Raw genomic sequence first — 16,753 nt, 5'->3', positions numbered from 1 at the left:
AGCGCGGACACTCGGGCCGTGAAGCAGTGAATGATCGCTCGGCACGCCTCCGAAGACCGACCGCTTCAGATCGAAACTTTCGTAGGACTTTTCCGTGGACGTGGAGCACGTGCGCACACAAGTGAGCCGTCGGCACGGGGACGGTGCCGGCGGCTCACGGCCGGGGGACGGCGTCAGGTGGGCGTCGTCCAGCGCGGGGCCGTCTCCGCCCATGCGGCGTCCCAGCGGGCGAGGTTGCGGCGGCGCAGCACGAACCTGGACACGGCGTGCACGGCGGTCCCCGCGAGGGTGACGCCGATCGCGGCGAGCAGCGCCCAGCCCGCGGTGCGGCTGCGGACCTCCTTGCCGGTCAGCGGCGCGCCGGTCGCCTCGCCCTCGGCGGTGATCCAGATACGGACGGTGCTGCCGGCGGTCAGCCCCGGCGTGACCTCCGCCCGGGTGACGCGGGTCCGTCCCTCTCGGGTGACGACCCGGACCTCGACCGGGTAGCGGGTCTTCTTCTCCTCGTCCGAGCCCGGCTCCGGGTGCCGGGGGGCGTCCGCGACGAGGGTCGCGTCGGTCAGGTGGCGCGTCTGCTGCTGGTGGCGCGCCAGGTCCTGGTAGTGCCGGTGGGCGGCGTCGCCCACCAGGGCGGCGGCCACGGGGGCCACGGCCAGTACGGCGATCAGCACCCCGAGGCCCAGCCAGGCCTGCACCCTGTCGGTGCGGCGGCGCAGCGGGTTGGACCGCCAGCGCCAGAACAGGGGGCGCGGGGGCGGACCGGGGGGCGGCTGTGCCACGGGTGTCCCACCCGCCACGTCACGGCTCCTTCCGGTAGCGGTCGCAGGCAGAGGTCGGGTCAGAGGGCGCCGTCGGCCGGCGGATGGTGGTGCGCGGCGGCCAGCAGGCCGGCGGCGCCGCGGACGGCGGCGGTGTGCGGGGACGGCACGGGCTGCACCGGGCAGTTCAGGCCGCTCGGCAGACCGCCGGTGATCTCGGGGCGCAGCGCTCCCCCGCCGGCCAGCAGCACGCCGCGGCGCAGCGCGGTGCGGGTCAGCGAGGTGCGGTCCTGCCGCAGCATCGCCGTCACCATGCCGACCACCGCCTCGGTGATCAGTTCCGGCGGTGTGCCGTCGGACAGGTCGGCGGTGCCCAGCGCGGTGCGCCGGGCGTCGGTGACCGCGCCGTCGGCGAGCAGCACCACCTCGGTGAGGTGCGCGCCGATGTCCACCACCAGCAGCGGCCGGACGTGGTCGGCGCCCGCGGCCAGCGCGACCGCCCGCGCGCCGGGGACCGTCAGGACGGCGCGCGGGCGGAGCACCTCCACGGCCGTGCGGGCCGCGGTGCGGAACGCCGGCCCGTCGAACACCGGGGAGGTGACGACGACCAGCGGGCGGCCGGTCCTCGGCACCCGGTGGCCGAGCAGCCGGTCCAGCATGCGGGCGGTGCCGGGGGTGTCGACGATGGTGCCGCGCTGGATGGGGTGGACGGCCCCCGAGCCGGGGAACGTCACGGTGGGCACGTCCAGGACCGTGCCCCGTCCGGCGATGAACGCGCGCGTGCGGGCGCTGCCCAGGTCGAGAGCGAGACCTGGGCAGCGCCCGCACAGCGGCCGGTGCCGGTGCCGTACGGGAGCCGGCCGGGGGTGCCGGACCACGGTCACCGGCCGGCCTCCCGCACCTGCTGGCAGCGCCCGCAGTAGCGGGCCTGGGGGACGATCAGCAGGCGGTGGCGCTCGACCGGGCGGCGGCAGAGGTGACAGACGCCGTAGCTCCCGGAGTCCATCCGGGCCAGCGCCTCCTCGACGTCGGCGAGCACCATGCGGGCCGAGGCGGCGAGCTTGACGCCGACCTCGACCTGCGCGGCGTCCTCGCGCACGCGGCGGTCGTCGGCACGGCTCGTCGTGGCGAACTGCCGCAGTTGCTCCTCGCGGAACAGCCGCTGCTCGTGCAGGTTCTCACGGAGCGCGGCGAGGTCCTCGGCGCTGAGGATCTCGTCGTGCTCGCCGATGGTCTGGTGGGTCACCACTGCACCCCTCGGGCAGAGCGGGATGGACGGACGGACGGGGGCGTCTCAGGCCGCGCGGCGCTGGCAGCCGACGCAGTACCGGGTGTGCGGCAGGATCTCCAGCCGCTCCGGCGGCACCGGCTTCGAGCAGCCCAGGCAGGTGCCGTAGGTGCCGTCCTCGACGCGCGCGAAGGCCTCGTCGATCTCCTTGAGGACCCCCTTGATCGCGTCCTTCTGGTTCGACATCAGGTGGTCGCCGGGGCTGTCCCCGGTTTCGTCGAGCGCCTTGAGCTGCGCGAGCCTGGTGGTCCGCGCGTGCTCCAGACGCCGGCGGACCTCGTCCGCGGCGGGGTTCGCGGTGCGGGGTTCGGTGCGGGGCAGGTCGAGCGACACGTGTTTCCTCCTGGGGGATGTACGGGGTGACGCTTCCACCATGACCTGAGCCGTCGTGCCTTCCCATCGGGCGCGGGACCCATCTGTGCGGGGTCCGAGGACCCACCCCGTACGGCATGGGCCCGGCGGCCGGCGGAAAATGGGGCGCGCGGCCCATCGACCGGGCCGGGGTCCCCGGGCAGGCTGGCCGGTGTCCGCCGGGACCAGGGGGTCGCTGCCGCATCAGGGGACGCGGTGACCGACAGTAGAGGCAGACGAGAAAGAGGAAGGCGTGACCTCCGTGTCCCTGTACTGGCGGATCTTCGGTCTCAACGCCGTGGTGCTCGGCAGCGCCACGGCGCTGCTGTTGTGGGCTCCGGTGACCGTGTCCGTGCCGGTGCTGCTGACGGAGGCGGTGATCCTCGTCGGCGGTCTGGGCGTGATGCTCGTCGCCAACGCGGCGCTGCTGCGCATCGGTCTGGCCCCGCTGGACCGCGTGACCCGGCTGATGACCACCGTCGACCTGCTGCGCCCCGGCCAGCGGCTGCCCGTGCGCGGCGGCGGCGAGGTGGCCGAGCTGGTGAGCGCCTTCAACGCGATGCTGGAGCGCCTCGAGGGGGAACGCGCCGCGAGCAGCGCCCGTGCCATCCTGGCCCAGGAGGGTGAGCGTCGCCGTATCGCCCAGGAGCTGCACGACGAGGTGGGGCAGAGCATGACGGCCGTGCTGCTGGCGCTGAAGCGGGCGTCCGACGAGGCGTCGGAGCCGCTGCGCGAGGAGCTGCAGCAGGCGCAGGAGATCACCCGCGGCAGCCTGGACGAGGTGCGGCGGCTGGTGCGCCGGCTGCGCCCGGGGGTGCTGGACGATCTCGGCCTGGTGAGCGCGGTGACCTCGCTGGCCACGGAGTTCTCCACCCACACCGGGCTGCGCGTGGTGCGCCGCTTCGATCCGGACCTGCCCGCCCTGGACCACGAGACGGAGCTGGTGCTCTACCGGGTGGCGCAGGAGAGTCTGACCAACGCCGCCCGGCACGCCGAGGCCCGGTCCGTGGAGGTGACGCTGCACGGCACCGAGGAGGGTGTCGTGCTGGAGGTGGCCGACGACGGGCGCGGCATCGGCGCCGCCCGGGAGGGCGCGGGACTTCGCGGAATGCGTGAACGCGCCCTGCTGATCGGGGCCACCCTGGACGTCCGGAGCCCGGACGTGGTCTCCCGGACAGGAACCGGTACCCGAATCCGGCTGACCGTGCCGGCCGTCAGGAAGCAGTCATGAACGACCAGGACATCCACGCCGACCGCCCCGCGGACACGATCCGCATCCTCCTCGCCGACGACCACGCTCTGGTGCGCCGCGGCGTCCGGCTCATCCTCGACCGGGAGCCGGACCTGGAGGTGGTCGCCGAGGCCGGCGACGGGGCCGAGGCGATCGCCATGGCCCGCACCCATGACGTGGACCTCGCGGTGCTGGACATCGCCATGCCGCGGCTGACCGGTCTGCAGGCGGCGCGGGAGCTGACCGCGCTGAAGCCGGGCCTGCGCATCCTGATGCTGACGATGCACGACAACGAGCAGTATCTTTTCCAGGCGTTGAAGGCCGGAGCGGGCGGCTACGTGCTCAAGTCCGTCGCCGACCGTGATCTGGTCGCCGCCTGCCGGGCGGCGATGCGGGACGAGCCGTTCCTGTACCCGGGGGCGGTGACGGCCCTGATCCGCAACTACCTGGACCGGGTACGGCACGGTGAGGAGGCTCCCGAGCAGGTGCTCACCCCGCGCGAGGAGGAGGTGCTGAAGCTGGTCGCCGAGGGACACTCGTCGAAGGAGATCGCGGAGCTGCTGTTCATCAGCGTCAAGACGGTGCAGCGGCACCGGGAGAACCTGCTGCACAAGCTGGGGCTGCGGGACCGGCTCGAGCTGACCCGTTACGCCATCCGCGCGGGGCTCGTGGAACCTTGACCGTCCACGTCCCGGGCCGTGCCGCCCGGCTTCCGCTGAAGGCCGCCGCGGCCGTCCTGGCCGCGTTCGCGGCCGTTCTGCTGACCCTCGGTTTCACCCCCGGCACGGCCCCCGCGTCGGCGGTCGCGGGAGCCCCGGCCGCCCCCGCGTACTTCCCGGCTTCCCCCGGCACGCCGACGTACTCCTCCGGCACGCAGCCGCACAGCGACGAGGGGTACGTCGCCGCCCGTACCGTGCTCGTCCGGCCGGAACGGGACGTCGGCGAGCGGAACGTCGCCGCCGGCCCGCTGCTGTTCACGCCCGCGCACACGCCGCGGGTCCCGCCCCGGCCCGCGCGCCCCGCGCCCGCGGCCGGTCACGCGCCGCCGGCCGCCGCGCACGTCCCGGCGGATCTGGGACGGGCGCCGCCCGCCGCCTCCAGCGTCTGAGCCGTCCCCTTCCCCCCTTCCGCGTGCCCGCCGACGGGCACGCGCGCCTTACTGGAGGCATCTGTGAAACGTCCCGCCCGCATCAGGGCGTTGTTCGCGCTTGCCGTGATCGCCGTGTCCGTGTTCGTCGCCGTCACCGTTCCGGTCCGTCTGGGACTGGACCTGCGGGGCGGCACCCAGATCGTGCTGGAGACCCGTTCCACCGAGACCCTCGAGGCCGACGCCGAGGCCACCGACCGCACCCTGGAGGTGCTGCGCGGCCGGGTCGACGCGCTCGGCGTCGCCGAACCGACCATCGTCCGCTCCGGCGACCAGCGGATCATCGTCGAGCTGCCCGGCGTGCAGGACCCGCGGCAGGCGGCCGAGGTGCTGGGCCGCACCGCGCAGCTCTCCGTCCATCCCGTCGAGGGGCCGGGCGTCCAGGGCGGCGAGAAGCTGCCGGAGGGCGAGCGCGTGCTGTCCGACGAGGCGGGCGAGCGGCTGCACCTCGGCAAGGCCGCGCTCAGCGGCCAGGACGTCAAGAGCGCCGAGGCCCGCTTCGACCCGCAGAGCGGGGCCGGCTGGCACGTCACCGTCGACTTCGAGGACGGCAAGGGCTGGGCGCGGCTGACCGGTGAGGCCGCCTGCAACCCGGCGGGCGACCCGAAGCGCCGGGTGGCCATCGTGCTCGACAACAAGATCATCTCCTCGCCGCAGGTCGACCCGTCGGTGGCGTGCGGTGCGGGCATCACCGGTGGGTCCACGCAGATCACCGGCTCCTTCACCCCCGACGAGGCGAAGGAGCTCGCGCTGCTCGTGCACGGCGGCGCCCTGCCGGTGCCGGTGGAGACGGTGGAACAGCGGACCGTCGGCCCGACGCTGGGCGCCGAGGCCATCCGCGCCAGCGCCTGGGCCGCCGTCGTCGGCACCGCCCTCACGGCCCTGTTCGTGCTGGTCGTCTACCGCCTCATGGGCTTCCTCGCCATCGTGGCCCTGCTCTGCTACGGCCTGATCTCGTACGCCGGTCTCGCGGCCCTCGGCGCGACCCTGACCCTGCCCGGCCTCGCCGGTTTCGTGCTGGCCATCGGCATGGCCGTGGACGCGAACGTGCTGGTCTTCGAACGCGCCCGGGAGGAGTACGCCAAACGGAACCGGCCCAGCGGCCGCTCGGCCCTGACCGCCGGTTTCAAGGGCGCCTTCAGCGCGATCGCCGACTCCAACGTGACCACGCTGATCGCGGCGGCGCTGCTGTTCGTGCTGGCGTCCGGCCCGGTGAAGGGCTTCGGCGTCACGCTCGGCATCGGTGTGCTGGCGTCCATGATCAGCGCCCTGGTGATCACCCGGGTGCTCGCCGAGTTCGCGGTGGCGCGCCGCTGGGTGCACCGGCGTCCCCGGATCACGGGTCTGGCCTCCGTGGGCCGGGTGCGCGCGTACCTCACCCGGCGCGACCCGCAGCTGATGCGGCGCCCCCTCCGCTGGCTGGCGATGTCCGCCGTGGTGCTGGCCGTCGCCGCCGCGGGCATCTTCGTGCGCGGGCTGAACTTCGGCGTGGAGTTCACCGGCGGCCGGCTGATCGAGTACTCGACCGAGCAGACCGTCGACCCGGACCGGGCCCGTGCCGCCCTCGCCGACGCCGGCTTCCCGCAGGCCGTCGTGCAGTCCTCCGGTGACAGCGGCCTGACGGTGCGCACCGAGGAGCTGACCAACGAGGAGGCGGTCAAGGTCGAGGAGACCGTCGCCGAGATCGGCGGCGGGGCGGAGAAGGTCCGTGACGAGCTGATCGGGCCGAGCCTCGGCGACGAGCTGCGGCGCAACGCGCTGATCGCGCTCGGCCTCGCGCTCGCCGCGCAGCTGCTGTACCTGGCGGTGCGGTTCCGGTGGATGTTCGGCGCGGGTGCGGTGGCCGCGCTGGCGCACGACGTGGTGATCCTCACCGGTGTGTTCGCCTGGCTGGGCAAGCCGATCGACGGCGTGTTCCTGGCGGCGCTGCTCACGGTGATCGGCTACTCGGTGAACGACTCCGTGGTGGTCTTCGACCGCATCCGGGAGCTGTGGCGCAAGGACGCCAAGGCACCGCTGGCGCAGGTCACCAACCAGGCGATCCTGCAGACGGTGCCACGCACGGTGAACACCGGTATCGGTGTGATCTTCATCCTGGCCGCGCTGGCCCTGCTGGGCGGCGACTCGCTGACCGACTTCGCGCTGGCCCTGCTCATCGGCATGGTCATCGGCACGTACTCGTCGGTCCTGACCGCGTCTCCCCTCGCCATCGAGCTGGACGCCCGCACGGGCGGCGGGAAGGACGGCCGCAAGCGGGGCCGCGCAGGCGGCTCCCGCAAGCAGGCGGCCACCCGGACCGCCGAGCGCCCGCAGCGCACGGCGACGACGGGCGAACGCCTGTAGCCCTACGCGGTGCCGCCGCCGACCGGAAAGCCGGCGGCGGCACCGCGCCCCCAGGGGCGCGGTGAACTGCGCGCTCAACCCCCCACCCACCCGCACCATCCCCACAGCGCGAACGCCCGAAGGGGCGCGGGAACTGCGCGACCGGCCCCCGCCCACCCGCACACTCCCGCCCACGCGCCACCTCACACAACCGCCGCCTCCCCCTCGAACTGCGTCCGGTACAGCTCCGCGTACCGCCCACCCGCGGCCAGCAACTCCTCGTGCGTCCCGCGCTCGGCCACGCGCCCGCCCTCGACCACGAGGATGAGATCGGCCGCCCGCACGGTCGACAGGCGGTGGGCGATCACCACCGCCGTCCTCCCCTCCAGCGCCTCCCCCAGCGCCTCCTGGACCGCCGCCTCCGAGGTGTTGTCCAGGTGAGCGGTCGCCTCGTCGAGGACGACCACCCGCTGCCGCGCCAGCAGCAGCCGCGCGATCGTCATCCGCTGCCGCTCCCCGCCGGAGAGCCGGTACCCCCGCTCGCCCACGACCGTGTCCAGCCCGTCGGGCAGCGCCCGCACCAGCGTGTCCAGGCGGGCCCGGCGCAACGCGTCCCACAGCTCGGCCTCGTCCGCGTCCGGCCGGGCCAGCAGCAGGTTGGCGCGGACGGTGTCGTGGAAGAGGTGACCGTCCTGGGTCACCATCCCGACCGTGTCCCGCAGCGACGCCGCGCTCAGCTCGCGGACGTCGACGCCGCCCACCCGCACCGCCCCCGAGTCGACGTCGTACAGCCGCGGCAGCAGGGCCGCGACGGTCGACTTGCCGGCGCCGGAGGAACCGACGAGGGCGACGGTCTGCCCGGGTTCGGCGCGGAAGGAGATGCCGTGCAGCACCTCCTCGCCGCCGCGCGTGTCGAGGGTGGCGACCTCCTCCAGGGAGGCCAGGGAGACCTTGTCGGCGGACGGATAGCCGAAGCGGACGTCGTCGAACTCCACCGCGACCGGCCCCTCGGGCACCTCGCGGGCGTCCGGCTTCTCCCGGATGAGCGGGTCGAGGTCCAGCACCTCGAAGACCCGCTCGAAGCTGACCAGCGCGCTCATCGCCTCCACCCGCGCCCCGGCCAGCGAGGTCAGCGGCGCGTACAGCCGGGTCAGCAGCAGCGCCAGCGCCACCACCGCGCCCGCGTCGAGGGCGCCGGACAGGGCGAGCCGGCCGCCGAGGCCGTAGACCAGGGCGAGGGCGAGGGCGGAGACGAGGGTGAGCGCGGTGATGAACACCGTCTGGGCGGTGGCCGTCCGTACGCCGATGTCGCGGACCCGCCGCGCCCGCACCGCGAACTCCTCGGACTCCTCCTCCGGCCGCCCGAACAGCTTCACCAGGGTGGCGCCGGGCGCGGAGAACCGCTCCGTCATCCGCGTCCCCATGGCCGCGTTGAGGGCGGCGGCCTCGCGTTGGAGGCCGGCCATACGGCGGCCCATGCGGCGGGCCGGGACCACGAACACGGGCAGCAGCACCAGCGCCAGAAGGGTGATCTGCCAGGACAGGGTCAGCATCACGCCGAGGGTCAGCACCAGGGTGACGACGTTGGCGACCACGGTGGACAGGGTGGTGCTGAACGCCCGCTGGGCGCCGATGACGTCGTTGTTGAGACGGGAGACGAGCGCTCCCGTACGGGTACGGGTGAAGAACGCGACCGGCATCCGCTGCACATGGTCGAAGACGGCCGTCCGCAGCCCCAGGATGAGGTCCTCGCCGAGCGCCGCCGACAGCCGTCGGCCCAGCACGCCGAGGGCCGCCTCCACCACCGCGATCAGCGCGATGAGCAGCGCCAGACGCACCACCGTGTCCGGGTCCCCGCCGGACACGACGGTGTCGACCACGCGCCCGGCGAGCACGGGGGTGGCCACGGCGAGCGCCGCGGTCGCCGTGCCCAGCAGCAGGAAGAGGATCAGCTTGCGGCGGTGCGGGCGGGCGAAGGCGCCGATCCGGCGCAGGGTGTCCCGGGTGACGGGCCGGCGTTCGTCCTCGGCGGTCATGACGCTGCGCAGCTGCGCCCACGCGGTGGTCTCCATGCTCATGACGGCGACGCTAGAACCTCAACCATGATTGAGGTCAAGGACGCGGCCGCCCCGCCGCCCCGGCTCGCGGACGGCGGCCGGACTCCGGCACGGGGCGGCGGCGTCGGCGGTGTCGGCGGTGTCGGCGGTGTCGGCGGAGAGTCCGGAGGGCGCGGTCCGGTTCGCGTCCGGGCCGGCCGGCACGACCCCGTCCGACGGGTGGTGAGACCGGCCGCAGGACCGCTCGTGACCCGCCACGTGGTACGAACTGCCCTTCTGCATACGGCAGGATGAGCGACGGTGCCCACCGCAGGTCGACGCGGGTGCGGCACCAGTGGATCCCGTATACCTCGAGCAGGTGACATCACGTGACACGACATCACATACGGCCCTCGGCCCAGGAGACACGGCCGTCGGCCCAGGGGTGCGCGGGGGGTGAGCGGTGACCCGCTCCCTCACCGTGGACGATCTGGTGCACGCCGGAATCGCCCTCGCCGCCGGCTTCCTGGCGGCGTTCCTGCTCCGCATGGTCCTGCGCTGGCTGGCCCGGCACGCCGAGCGCACCGCCTGGCGCGGCGACGACATCCTGGTGGACGCGCTGCGCACGGTCGCGCCGTGGGCGGCCGTCGCGGCCGGGGCGGCCTCCGCGGCGGCGGCGCTGCCGCTGACCCGGGCCGTGCAGCACACGGTCAACCAGGTGCTGACCCTGGGGGTGATCCTCGTCGCGAGCGTGGCGGCCGCCCGGGTCGTGGCGGACCTGGTGCGCTCGGTCACCCAGTCGCGGTCCGGCGTGGCCGGGTCGGCGACGATCTTCGTGAACATCACCCGGATCCTGGTCCTCTCGATCGGTTTCCTGATCGGGCTGCAGACGCTGGGCATCTCCATCGCCCCGCTGCTCACCGCCCTCGGCGTGGGCGGTCTGGCGGTCGCGCTGGCGCTCCAGGACACGCTCGCGAACCTCTTCGCGGGCATCCACATCCTCGCCTCCAAGACCGTGCAGCCGGGCGACTACATCCGCCTGAGCAGCGGCGAGGAGGGCTACGTCGAGGACATCAACTGGCGCCAGACGACCGTCCGCGAGCTGTCCAACAACCTGGTGGTCATCCCCAACGGCCAGCTCGCCAAGACGAACATGACCAACTTCATGCGGCCCCAGCAGCAGCTCACCATCCTGGTCCAGGCCGGCGTGTCCTACGACAGCGACCTGGAGCACGTGGAGCGGGTGACGAAGGAGGTCGTCGCCGACGTGATGACCGAGATCACCGGGGCGGTGCCGGAGCACGAGCCGGCGGTGCGGTTCCACACCTTCGGCGACTCGCGCATCGGGTTCACCGTGATCCTGGGCGTGGCCGAGTTCAGCGACCAGTACCGGATCAAGCACGAGTTCATCAAGCGGCTGCACCGCCGCTACCGCGAGGAGGGCATCCGCATCCCGTCCCCCGCCCGGACGGTCGCCCTCCAGCAGGGCACGGTGCTGATCCCGTCCCAGCGGGACGGATCGGCGGTCCCGGACGACATGACCACCGCCCGGCCGGTCTGACGGCGGCGGGCCGCGGCGGACGTAGGGCGCTGCGGCCCGCCGGGCCCGCGGGTACGAAGGCGGGCCCGGCGGGCCGCTCCCGCGGAATTCGGCGCGGACCCCTGTCGAGCCAGAAGCCGTCACAAGATATCTTGATGTCGAGCAATGTTGCAGACGTGGAGCGGAGCACCCGGTGACTGACTCGACCATCATCTATACGCACACTGACGAGGCCCCGGCCCTGGCGACGTATTCCTTCCTGCCGGTGGTCCAGGCGTACGCCTCCCAGGCGGGTGTCGCCGTGGAGACGCGGGACATCTCGCTCGCCGGGCGCATCATCGCCGTGTTCCCGGAGTACCTCACCGAGGACCAGCGCATCCCGGACGCCCTCGCCGAGCTCGGTGAGCTGGCGAAGACGCCCGCGGCCAACATCATCAAGCTGCCGAACATCTCGGCGTCGATCCCGCAGCTCAAGGCCGCCGTCGCCGAGCTGCAGGCCCAGGGCTACGCGCTGCCCGACTACCCGGACGACCCGAAGACCGACGAGGAGCGGGAGATCCAGGCCCGCTACGACAAGGTCAAGGGCTCGGCGGTGAACCCGGTCCTGCGCGAGGGCAACTCCGACCGCCGCGCCCCCGCCTCGGTGAAGAACTACGCCAAGGCCCACCCGCACCGCATGGGCGCCTGGACGGCCGAGTCCAGGACCAACGTCGCCACGATGGGCCAGGACGACTTCCGCTCCACCGAGAAGTCGGTCGTGATCGCCGAGGACGGCGCGCTGCGCATCGAGCTCAAGGGCGACGACGGCTCCACCACCGTGCTGCGCGAGTCGGTGCCCGTCCTCAAGGGCGAGGTCGTCGACGCCTCCGTGATGCGCGTCGCCGCGCTGCGCGAGTTCCTCGCCGCGCAGGTCGCCCGCGCCAAGCAGGAGGGCGTGCTGTTCTCCGTGCACCTGAAGGCCACGATGATGAAGGTCTCCGACCCGATCATCTTCGGCCACGTGGTGCGCGCCTTCTTCCCGAAGACCTTCGCGCAGTACGGCGACAAGCTCGCCGCCGCCGGTCTCACCCCGAACGACGGCCTGGGCGGCATCTACAAGGGCCTGGAGAGCCTGCCCGAGGGCGCCGAGATCAAGGCGTCCTTCGACGCCGAGCTCGCCGAGGGCCCGGACCTGGCGATGGTCGACTCCGACAAGGGCATCACCAACCTGCACGTCCCCTCGGACGTCATCGTCGACGCCTCCATGCCGGCCATGATCCGCACCTCCGGCCACATGTGGGGCCCCGACGGCCAGGAGGCCGACACCCTCGCGGTGCTCCCGGACTCCTCCTACGCCGGCGTCTACCAGGCCGTGATCGACGACTGCCGCGCCAACGGCGCCTACGACCCGTCCACCATGGGCTCGGTCCCGAACGTCGGTCTGATGGCGCAGAAGGCCGAGGAGTACGGCAGCCACGACAAGACCTTCGAGATCCCCGTCACCGGCACCGTCCGCCTGGTCGACCAGAACGGCGACGTCCTCATCGAGCAGGCCGTGTCCGCCGGTGACATCTTCCGCGCCTGCCAGACCAAGGACGCGCCGATCCGCGACTGGGTGAAGCTGGCCGTCACCCGCGCCCGCGCCACCGGCGACCCGGCCGTCTTCTGGCTGGACGAGACCCGCGCGCACGACGCCAACCTGATCGCCAAGGTCGAGCAGTACCTGCCGGAGCACGACACCGAGGGCCTGGACATCCGGATCCTCGCCCCGGTCGAGGCGACCAAGCTGTCGGTGGAGCGCATCCGCCGCGGCGAGAACACCATCTCGGTCACCGGCAACGTGCTGCGCGACTACCTGACCGACCTGTTCCCGATCCTGGAGCTGGGCACCAGCGCCAAGATGCTGTCGGTGGTCCCGCTGATGGCGGGCGGCGGTCTGTTCGAGACGGGCGCGGGCGGCTCGGCGCCGAAGCACGTGCAGCAGCTGGTCAAGGAGAACTACCTGCGCTGGGACTCCCTCGGTGAGTTCTTCGCGCTGGTGCCGTCGCTGGAGCACTACGCGGCCACCACGGGCAACGCGCGCGCCAAGGTGCTCGCCGACACCCTCGACCGCGCCACGGCGACCTTCCTCAACGAGGACAAGTCCCCGACCCGTCGTCTCGGCGGCATCGACAACCGCGGCAGCCACTTCTACCTGTCCCTGTACTGGGCGCAGGAGCTGGCCGCGCAGACCGAGGACGCGGACCTGGCGAAGGCGTTCGCGCCGCTCGCGGAGAGCCTCGCGGCCAACGAGGCGAAGATCGTCGAGGAGCTGAACGCCGTCCAGGGCAAGCCGGCCGAGATCGGCGGCTACTACCAGCCCGACCCGGCCAAGGCTTCCGCGGTCATGCGCCCGTCCACCACGTGGAACGAGCTGCTGGCGTCCCTGAGCTGACCCGGACGCCCCCCTCGCTCCGCCCCGGCCGGCGACCCGCCCGGCCGGGGCGGAGCCGTCTCCCCTGCCCCGGGGCCGGGCCCGGGGGCCGTTGTCAGTGGCGTGTGGCACCTTGATCGCCGTACACCACCGACAGCACCTTCGGAGCAGCGCATGACCGTCGTGCCACCCTCGTTCGACCTCCTTCCCGGCGATCCCGCCTCCCCGGTGATCCTCCACGTGCCGCACTCGGCGCGGGAGATACCGGTGGACGTACGGCCCGGGATCGTCCTGGACGACCCCGCGCTGGAGCGGGAGCTGGACCACATCACCGACGCGCACACCGCGGTGATCGCCGAGGAGGCGGCCCGGGCGGCCGGGGTCACGCCGTGGCGGTTCGTCAACCGGCTGTCGCGGCTGGTCGTGGACCCGGAGCGGTTCCCCGACGAGCGGGAGGAGATGCTCGCGGTCGGCATGGGCGCGGTCTACACGCGGACCACGCACAAGGACGTCCTGCGCCCCGGCGGCTTCGACGCGGAACCACTGGTCGAGCGGTACTTCCACCCGTACGCGCGGGCGATGACGGAGGCGGTGGCGGACCGGCTCGCGGCGACCGGGCGGTGCGTGATCGTCGACGTCCACTCCTACCCGAGCGCCCCGCTGCCGTACGAGCTCCACGGTGACGGGCCGCGCCCCGCGGTGTGCCTCGGCACCGACTCCTTCCACACCCCGCCCGCCCTCCTCACCGCCGCCCGCGAGGCGTTCGCGCCGTGCGGGGAGACGGGCCTGGACAGCCCGTTCGCCGGCACCTACGTACCGCTGGACTTCTACGGCACACGGGCGGAGGTGTCGGCCCTGATGGTGGAGATCCGCCGGGACACCTACATGACGGAACCGGGCGGCCCCGCCCACGAGGGCCTGCCCCGCCTGGCGTTGGCGCTGGCGGCACTGATCGACGCGGTGTGAGGCGGCCTCCCGCCGCGTGGCGGGACGCCGCTGGACGGGACGCCTGAGGACACCCGCCGCCCGGGGCCACCCGTCGACCCGGGCTGCCGTCGACCCGGGCTGCACGGCGCGAGGCCGCGGGCGGCCTCGTCCAGGCGGCCGGGGCGCGTCGGCAGGCCGGTCAGGCGCGGAGCCACTCCGTCATGACGACCTCGTCGGCCGTGTGCAGACGGAGGGCGAACGGTCCGGACGGGGTCGTGGCCGCGGTGAAGCGGCCCATGTCGTCGGCGGTGACCGTGGCGGCCGGGCGGGGGCCGTCCAGGACCTCGATGCGGGCGGGGCCCGGCGGCAGGACCTGGCCGATGAGACCCTCCTCGGTCAGCTCGACGTCCAGCGTCACCTCGCCCGCGCCGAACGTCAGCATGCGCGGGACGGCCGCCGCGCCCCGCACGGGAATCGCGTCGACGAGCGAGTCGAAGGTCAGCTCGGCGACCCGCGCGTCCAGGTCGCGCAGCGCGAACGCGTCGACGGCGCTCTGCAGCAGCGCCGCCGGCACCGGGTCCAGGACGGCCGCGGCCTGCCGCAGCTCCTCCTCCAGCAGTTCCTCGTCGGCGCCGGGGCCGTCGTCGAAGCCCGCGCCGTCGTCGTAGCCCATGCCGTCGCCCATGCCGCTCATGCCGTCCCCCGTGTCTCCAGCCGGGCCCGCAGCCGGCGCAGACAGCGCTGGCGCATCGGCCCGATGCTGCCCACCGCGATGTCGAGCGCGGCGGACACCTCCTGATAACTGGGCGGCGGCGACGCGATCAGCACCCGCAGCAACTGCCTGCACCTCTCGCCCAGTTCCTCGAACGCCTGCCACAGCCGCCGCACCCGCTCCCCCTGCGCGGCGGCCTCCTCCGTCTCCAGCAGCGCCTGTTCGGGCTCCCCGTCCTCGCTGACCGTGTCGAGCAGCCGCGGGTCGTCCGTCAGGACCAGCCGCCGCGCGTCGCGGTGCACCTTCAGGCACTCGTGGCGCGCGGTGCTGGCCAGCCAGGAGCCCGCCTTCTCCGGCTCGCGGATGCGGTCCAGGTGCTGGGTGAAGCGGAACCACACGGTCTGGTAGACCTCGTGGGCGTCGGCGTCCGAGAGCCGGTGCGCGCGCACCACGGACCAGACCAGCGGGCCGAGCCCTTCCACAATCGCCTTCCAGGCCGCCGCGTCGCCGTCGACAGCGGACCGGACCAACGCGCCGACTTCCGAACGCTCCACGGTGCCACCCCTCGTGTACGGCACGTCATGGTACGCCGTGGAGGGCATGGTTCCGGTCGTCATGGCCGCGCGGCGGGCGCCGGGACGCGTACGGGGCGCCAAGTGGGCGGCAGCAGCGCGGGCTTGCGCGCCCCGCGCACGTCCACGAACGCGTCGACGCAGTCCATCAGCTGCCGCCGGGCCGCGCGCGGGTCACGCTCTCCCCGCGCCGTCATGTGGGAGGCGATCATGCCGACCGCGACGGGGGTGGCGAACGAGGTGCCGCTCCACTGGGCGAGCCCCTCGAACATCACCTGGTCCGGCTTGGCGGACCCGTCGTCCTCGCTCAGCACGCCGGTGTGGCGCGGGTGGTGGCAGGTGCAGGCGTAGTCGAAGCCGTAGCGGCAGGCGTCGTAGGTGGAGTGCTGGTACACGTACGGCACGGGCGACCCGAAGCCGGTGAGGGCGCTGACCAGCCGCTCGCCGGGGGCGTACGCCCTCACCCAGGCGCCGTGGTTGCTGAAGCAGGCGTCGGACTCACCGTCCGCGCGCAGCGCGCCGACCGACAGCACGGCGTCCTCGTAGCCGGGCAGGTCCGCGTAGGCGGCGGGCCAGAAGGGCGTGGCGCTGCCGTTGTTGCCCGCGGCGGCGACCAACAGAGTGCGGCGTGCGCGCAGTTCGCGCATGAAGGCGTCGACGCCGAGGAGGCCGTCGGTGCGGCCGTTCGACGTGCCGGCGGAGAGGCTGAGGACGTCCGGCCAGCCGCCCGCGTCGACGGCGTCGAAGAGCTTCTCGCCGAACTCGTGCTCCAGCACCGCCCCCGCGTCGTTGAGGGCGCCGCTGACGGTGATGTCGGTGTGCGGGGCGACAGCGGCGACCAGTCCGGCGATGAACGTGCCGTGGCCGCAGTACTGCTGGAGGATCCCGTCGTCGTCGCACTCGGCGACCTGGGCGTCCCCCCGGGTGCGGGCGAGCGGCGGGTAGGAGCGGTAGTCGTGCATCAGCCCGGTGTCGACGACCAGGACCCGCGCGGCGTCCCCGGCCGGGTCGCCGTCGGTCCCGGCCACGCCCGGGTTGGGCAGGGCGTCGCGCGCCACGGGCACCGGCTCGTCGCCCGGGCAGGCGTTGACGGCGATGTGGACCACGTGGTTGCGGCTGACCATGCGGCGTCCGGCGCGGCCCTCCACCGCGGCGAGCGCGCGCAACGCGCCCTGGACGGCCGGGTCGCCGCCGGCGTCGCCCTCGCCGGGGTCGGACACCCGGATGCGGACGACGCCCGAGCGGTTGGCCGCGGGGCCCAGGCGGCGCACGCGGTCCGGCACGCCGGCGGCGAACGTGGTGAAGTGACCGCGCACGGTGTCCTCGACGACCTGCGCCTCCTCCCCCTCCCGGGCCAGGACGACGCCCTTCTCGTAGAGGAACTCCCCGGTGTCGTCGGGTCCCACGGCCAGCGGGACGTCCGGCATGGAGCGCTGGATCTGCCGGAACTGCTCACGGAAGCGCTGGGGTGGCATGG

General features: G+C 73.6%; 15 protein-coding genes. 7 read left to right on the top strand and 8 right to left on the bottom strand.

Annotation, left to right across the window (positions count from 1 at the left end):
* Positions 1-173 precede the first annotated feature (173 nt).
* The 4 genes from ACIQ8B_RS29350 to ACIQ8B_RS29335 are packed head-to-tail and all read right to left on the bottom strand — an operon-like array spanning position 174 to position 2,379.
* Positions 174-797 carry a hypothetical protein gene (locus ACIQ8B_RS29350; protein WP_403550920.1) on the bottom strand — a complete coding sequence of 208 codons (624 nt, stop codon included), beginning with the start codon at positions 795-797 and terminating at the stop codon, positions 174-176.
* 41 nt (positions 798-838) lie between these two features.
* On the bottom strand, positions 839-1,642 hold the full coding sequence (locus tag ACIQ8B_RS29345; protein ID WP_403550918.1) for a rod shape-determining protein: 804 nt from the start codon (positions 1,640-1,642) through the stop codon (positions 839-841).
* Positions 1,639-2,007: a TraR/DksA C4-type zinc finger protein gene (locus ACIQ8B_RS29340; RefSeq protein WP_106411293.1), complete on the bottom strand. Its 369-nt coding sequence runs from the start codon at positions 2,005-2,007 to the stop codon at positions 1,639-1,641. Before ACIQ8B_RS29340 ends, ACIQ8B_RS29345 begins: the two co-directional genes overlap by 4 nt.
* Positions 2,008-2,052: 45 nt before the next feature.
* Positions 2,053-2,379: a TraR/DksA C4-type zinc finger protein gene (locus ACIQ8B_RS29335; protein WP_106411294.1), complete on the bottom strand. Its 327-nt coding sequence runs from the start codon at positions 2,377-2,379 to the stop codon at positions 2,053-2,055.
* Between the two features lie 271 nt (positions 2,380-2,650).
* On the opposite strand from ACIQ8B_RS29335, the gene ACIQ8B_RS29330 reads away from it, so the two are divergent.
* The 4 genes from ACIQ8B_RS29330 to secD all read left to right on the top strand — a co-directional run bounded on the left by ACIQ8B_RS29330 (position 2,651) and on the right by secD (position 7,118).
* Positions 2,651-3,628, top strand: coding sequence for a sensor histidine kinase (locus ACIQ8B_RS29330; protein WP_106411295.1), 978 nt, complete (start codon positions 2,651-2,653; stop codon positions 3,626-3,628).
* On the top strand, positions 3,625-4,308 hold the full coding sequence (locus ACIQ8B_RS29325; RefSeq protein ID WP_106411296.1) for a response regulator transcription factor: 684 nt from the start codon (positions 3,625-3,627) through the stop codon (positions 4,306-4,308). The genes ACIQ8B_RS29330 and ACIQ8B_RS29325 overlap by 4 nt, the downstream gene beginning before the upstream one ends.
* Positions 4,305-4,736 (top strand): hypothetical protein, encoded by a 432-nt coding sequence (locus ACIQ8B_RS29320; RefSeq protein ID WP_403550915.1) that lies wholly within the window; start codon positions 4,305-4,307, stop codon positions 4,734-4,736. Before ACIQ8B_RS29325 ends, ACIQ8B_RS29320 begins: the two co-directional genes overlap by 4 nt.
* A 63-nt stretch (positions 4,737-4,799) precedes the next feature.
* Complete coding sequence (secD, locus tag ACIQ8B_RS29315) at positions 4,800-7,118, top strand: protein translocase subunit SecD (RefSeq protein WP_403550913.1); 2,319 nt, start codon at positions 4,800-4,802, stop codon at positions 7,116-7,118.
* 182 nt (positions 7,119-7,300) lie between these two features.
* On the opposite strand, the gene ACIQ8B_RS29310 is transcribed toward secD, so the two are convergent.
* On the bottom strand, positions 7,301-9,175 hold the full coding sequence (locus tag ACIQ8B_RS29310) for an ABC transporter ATP-binding protein (protein WP_403550910.1): 1,875 nt from the start codon (positions 9,173-9,175) through the stop codon (positions 7,301-7,303).
* Between the two features lie 421 nt (positions 9,176-9,596).
* Between ACIQ8B_RS29310 and ACIQ8B_RS29305 the strand changes: the two genes are divergently transcribed.
* From ACIQ8B_RS29305 to ACIQ8B_RS29295, 3 genes are all read left to right on the top strand, one after another.
* A complete protein-coding gene (locus ACIQ8B_RS29305) occupies positions 9,597-10,694 on the top strand; it encodes a mechanosensitive ion channel family protein (protein ID WP_403550908.1) in 1,098 nt (365 codons plus the stop codon).
* 172 nt (positions 10,695-10,866) lie between these two features.
* Positions 10,867-13,086 (top strand): NADP-dependent isocitrate dehydrogenase, encoded by a 2,220-nt coding sequence (locus ACIQ8B_RS29300; protein ID WP_106411300.1) that lies wholly within the window; start codon positions 10,867-10,869, stop codon positions 13,084-13,086.
* A 153-nt stretch (positions 13,087-13,239) separates the two neighbouring features.
* Entirely contained in the window at positions 13,240-14,031 is a 792-nt protein-coding gene (locus ACIQ8B_RS29295) for an N-formylglutamate amidohydrolase (protein WP_403550906.1), read from the top strand.
* Positions 14,032-14,191: 160 nt separating this feature from the next.
* Here the strand turns inward: ACIQ8B_RS29295 and ACIQ8B_RS29290 are convergent, their stop codons facing one another.
* From ACIQ8B_RS29290 to ACIQ8B_RS29280, 3 genes are read right to left on the bottom strand one after another with little or no spacing between them, the layout of a single operon-like run.
* On the bottom strand, positions 14,192-14,686 hold the full coding sequence (locus tag ACIQ8B_RS29290) for a hypothetical protein (protein WP_403550904.1): 495 nt from the start codon (positions 14,684-14,686) through the stop codon (positions 14,192-14,194).
* The gene (locus tag ACIQ8B_RS29285) at positions 14,683-15,258 is read right to left on the bottom strand and encodes an RNA polymerase sigma factor (RefSeq protein ID WP_106416139.1); all 576 of its coding nucleotides are present in this window, start codon (positions 15,256-15,258) and stop codon (positions 14,683-14,685) included. Before ACIQ8B_RS29285 ends, ACIQ8B_RS29290 begins: the two co-directional genes overlap by 4 nt.
* A gap of 59 nt (positions 15,259-15,317) precedes the next feature.
* Positions 15,318-16,751: a S8/S53 family peptidase gene (locus ACIQ8B_RS29280; protein WP_403550902.1), complete on the bottom strand. Its 1,434-nt coding sequence runs from the start codon at positions 16,749-16,751 to the stop codon at positions 15,318-15,320.
* Positions 16,752-16,753: the final 2 nt, after the last annotated feature.

Origin of the sequence: Streptomyces sp. NPDC096105 (genome assembly GCF_044763335.1) — a bacterium.
Lineage (GTDB): Bacteria > Actinomycetota > Actinomycetes > Streptomycetales > Streptomycetaceae > Streptomyces.
The sequence above is the reverse complement of the archived record's forward strand: the minus strand, read 5'-3'. Positions and strand labels throughout refer to the sequence as shown.

Coding starts and splice junctions, on each gene's coding strand:
- ACIQ8B_RS29325 (WP_106411296.1), top strand. CDS start 3,625: ATGAACGACCAGGACATCCACGCCGACCGCCCCGCGGACACGATCCGC.
- ACIQ8B_RS29310 (WP_403550910.1), bottom strand. CDS start 9,175: ATGAGCATGGAGACCACCGCGTGGGCGCAGCTGCGCAGCGTCATGACC.
- ACIQ8B_RS29295 (WP_403550906.1), top strand. CDS start 13,240: ATGACCGTCGTGCCACCCTCGTTCGACCTCCTTCCCGGCGATCCCGCC.
- ACIQ8B_RS29290 (WP_403550904.1), bottom strand. CDS start 14,686: ATGAGCGGCATGGGCGACGGCATGGGCTACGACGACGGCGCGGGCTTC.
- ACIQ8B_RS29280 (WP_403550902.1), bottom strand. CDS start 16,751: ATGCCACCCCAGCGCTTCCGTGAGCAGTTCCGGCAGATCCAGCGCTCC.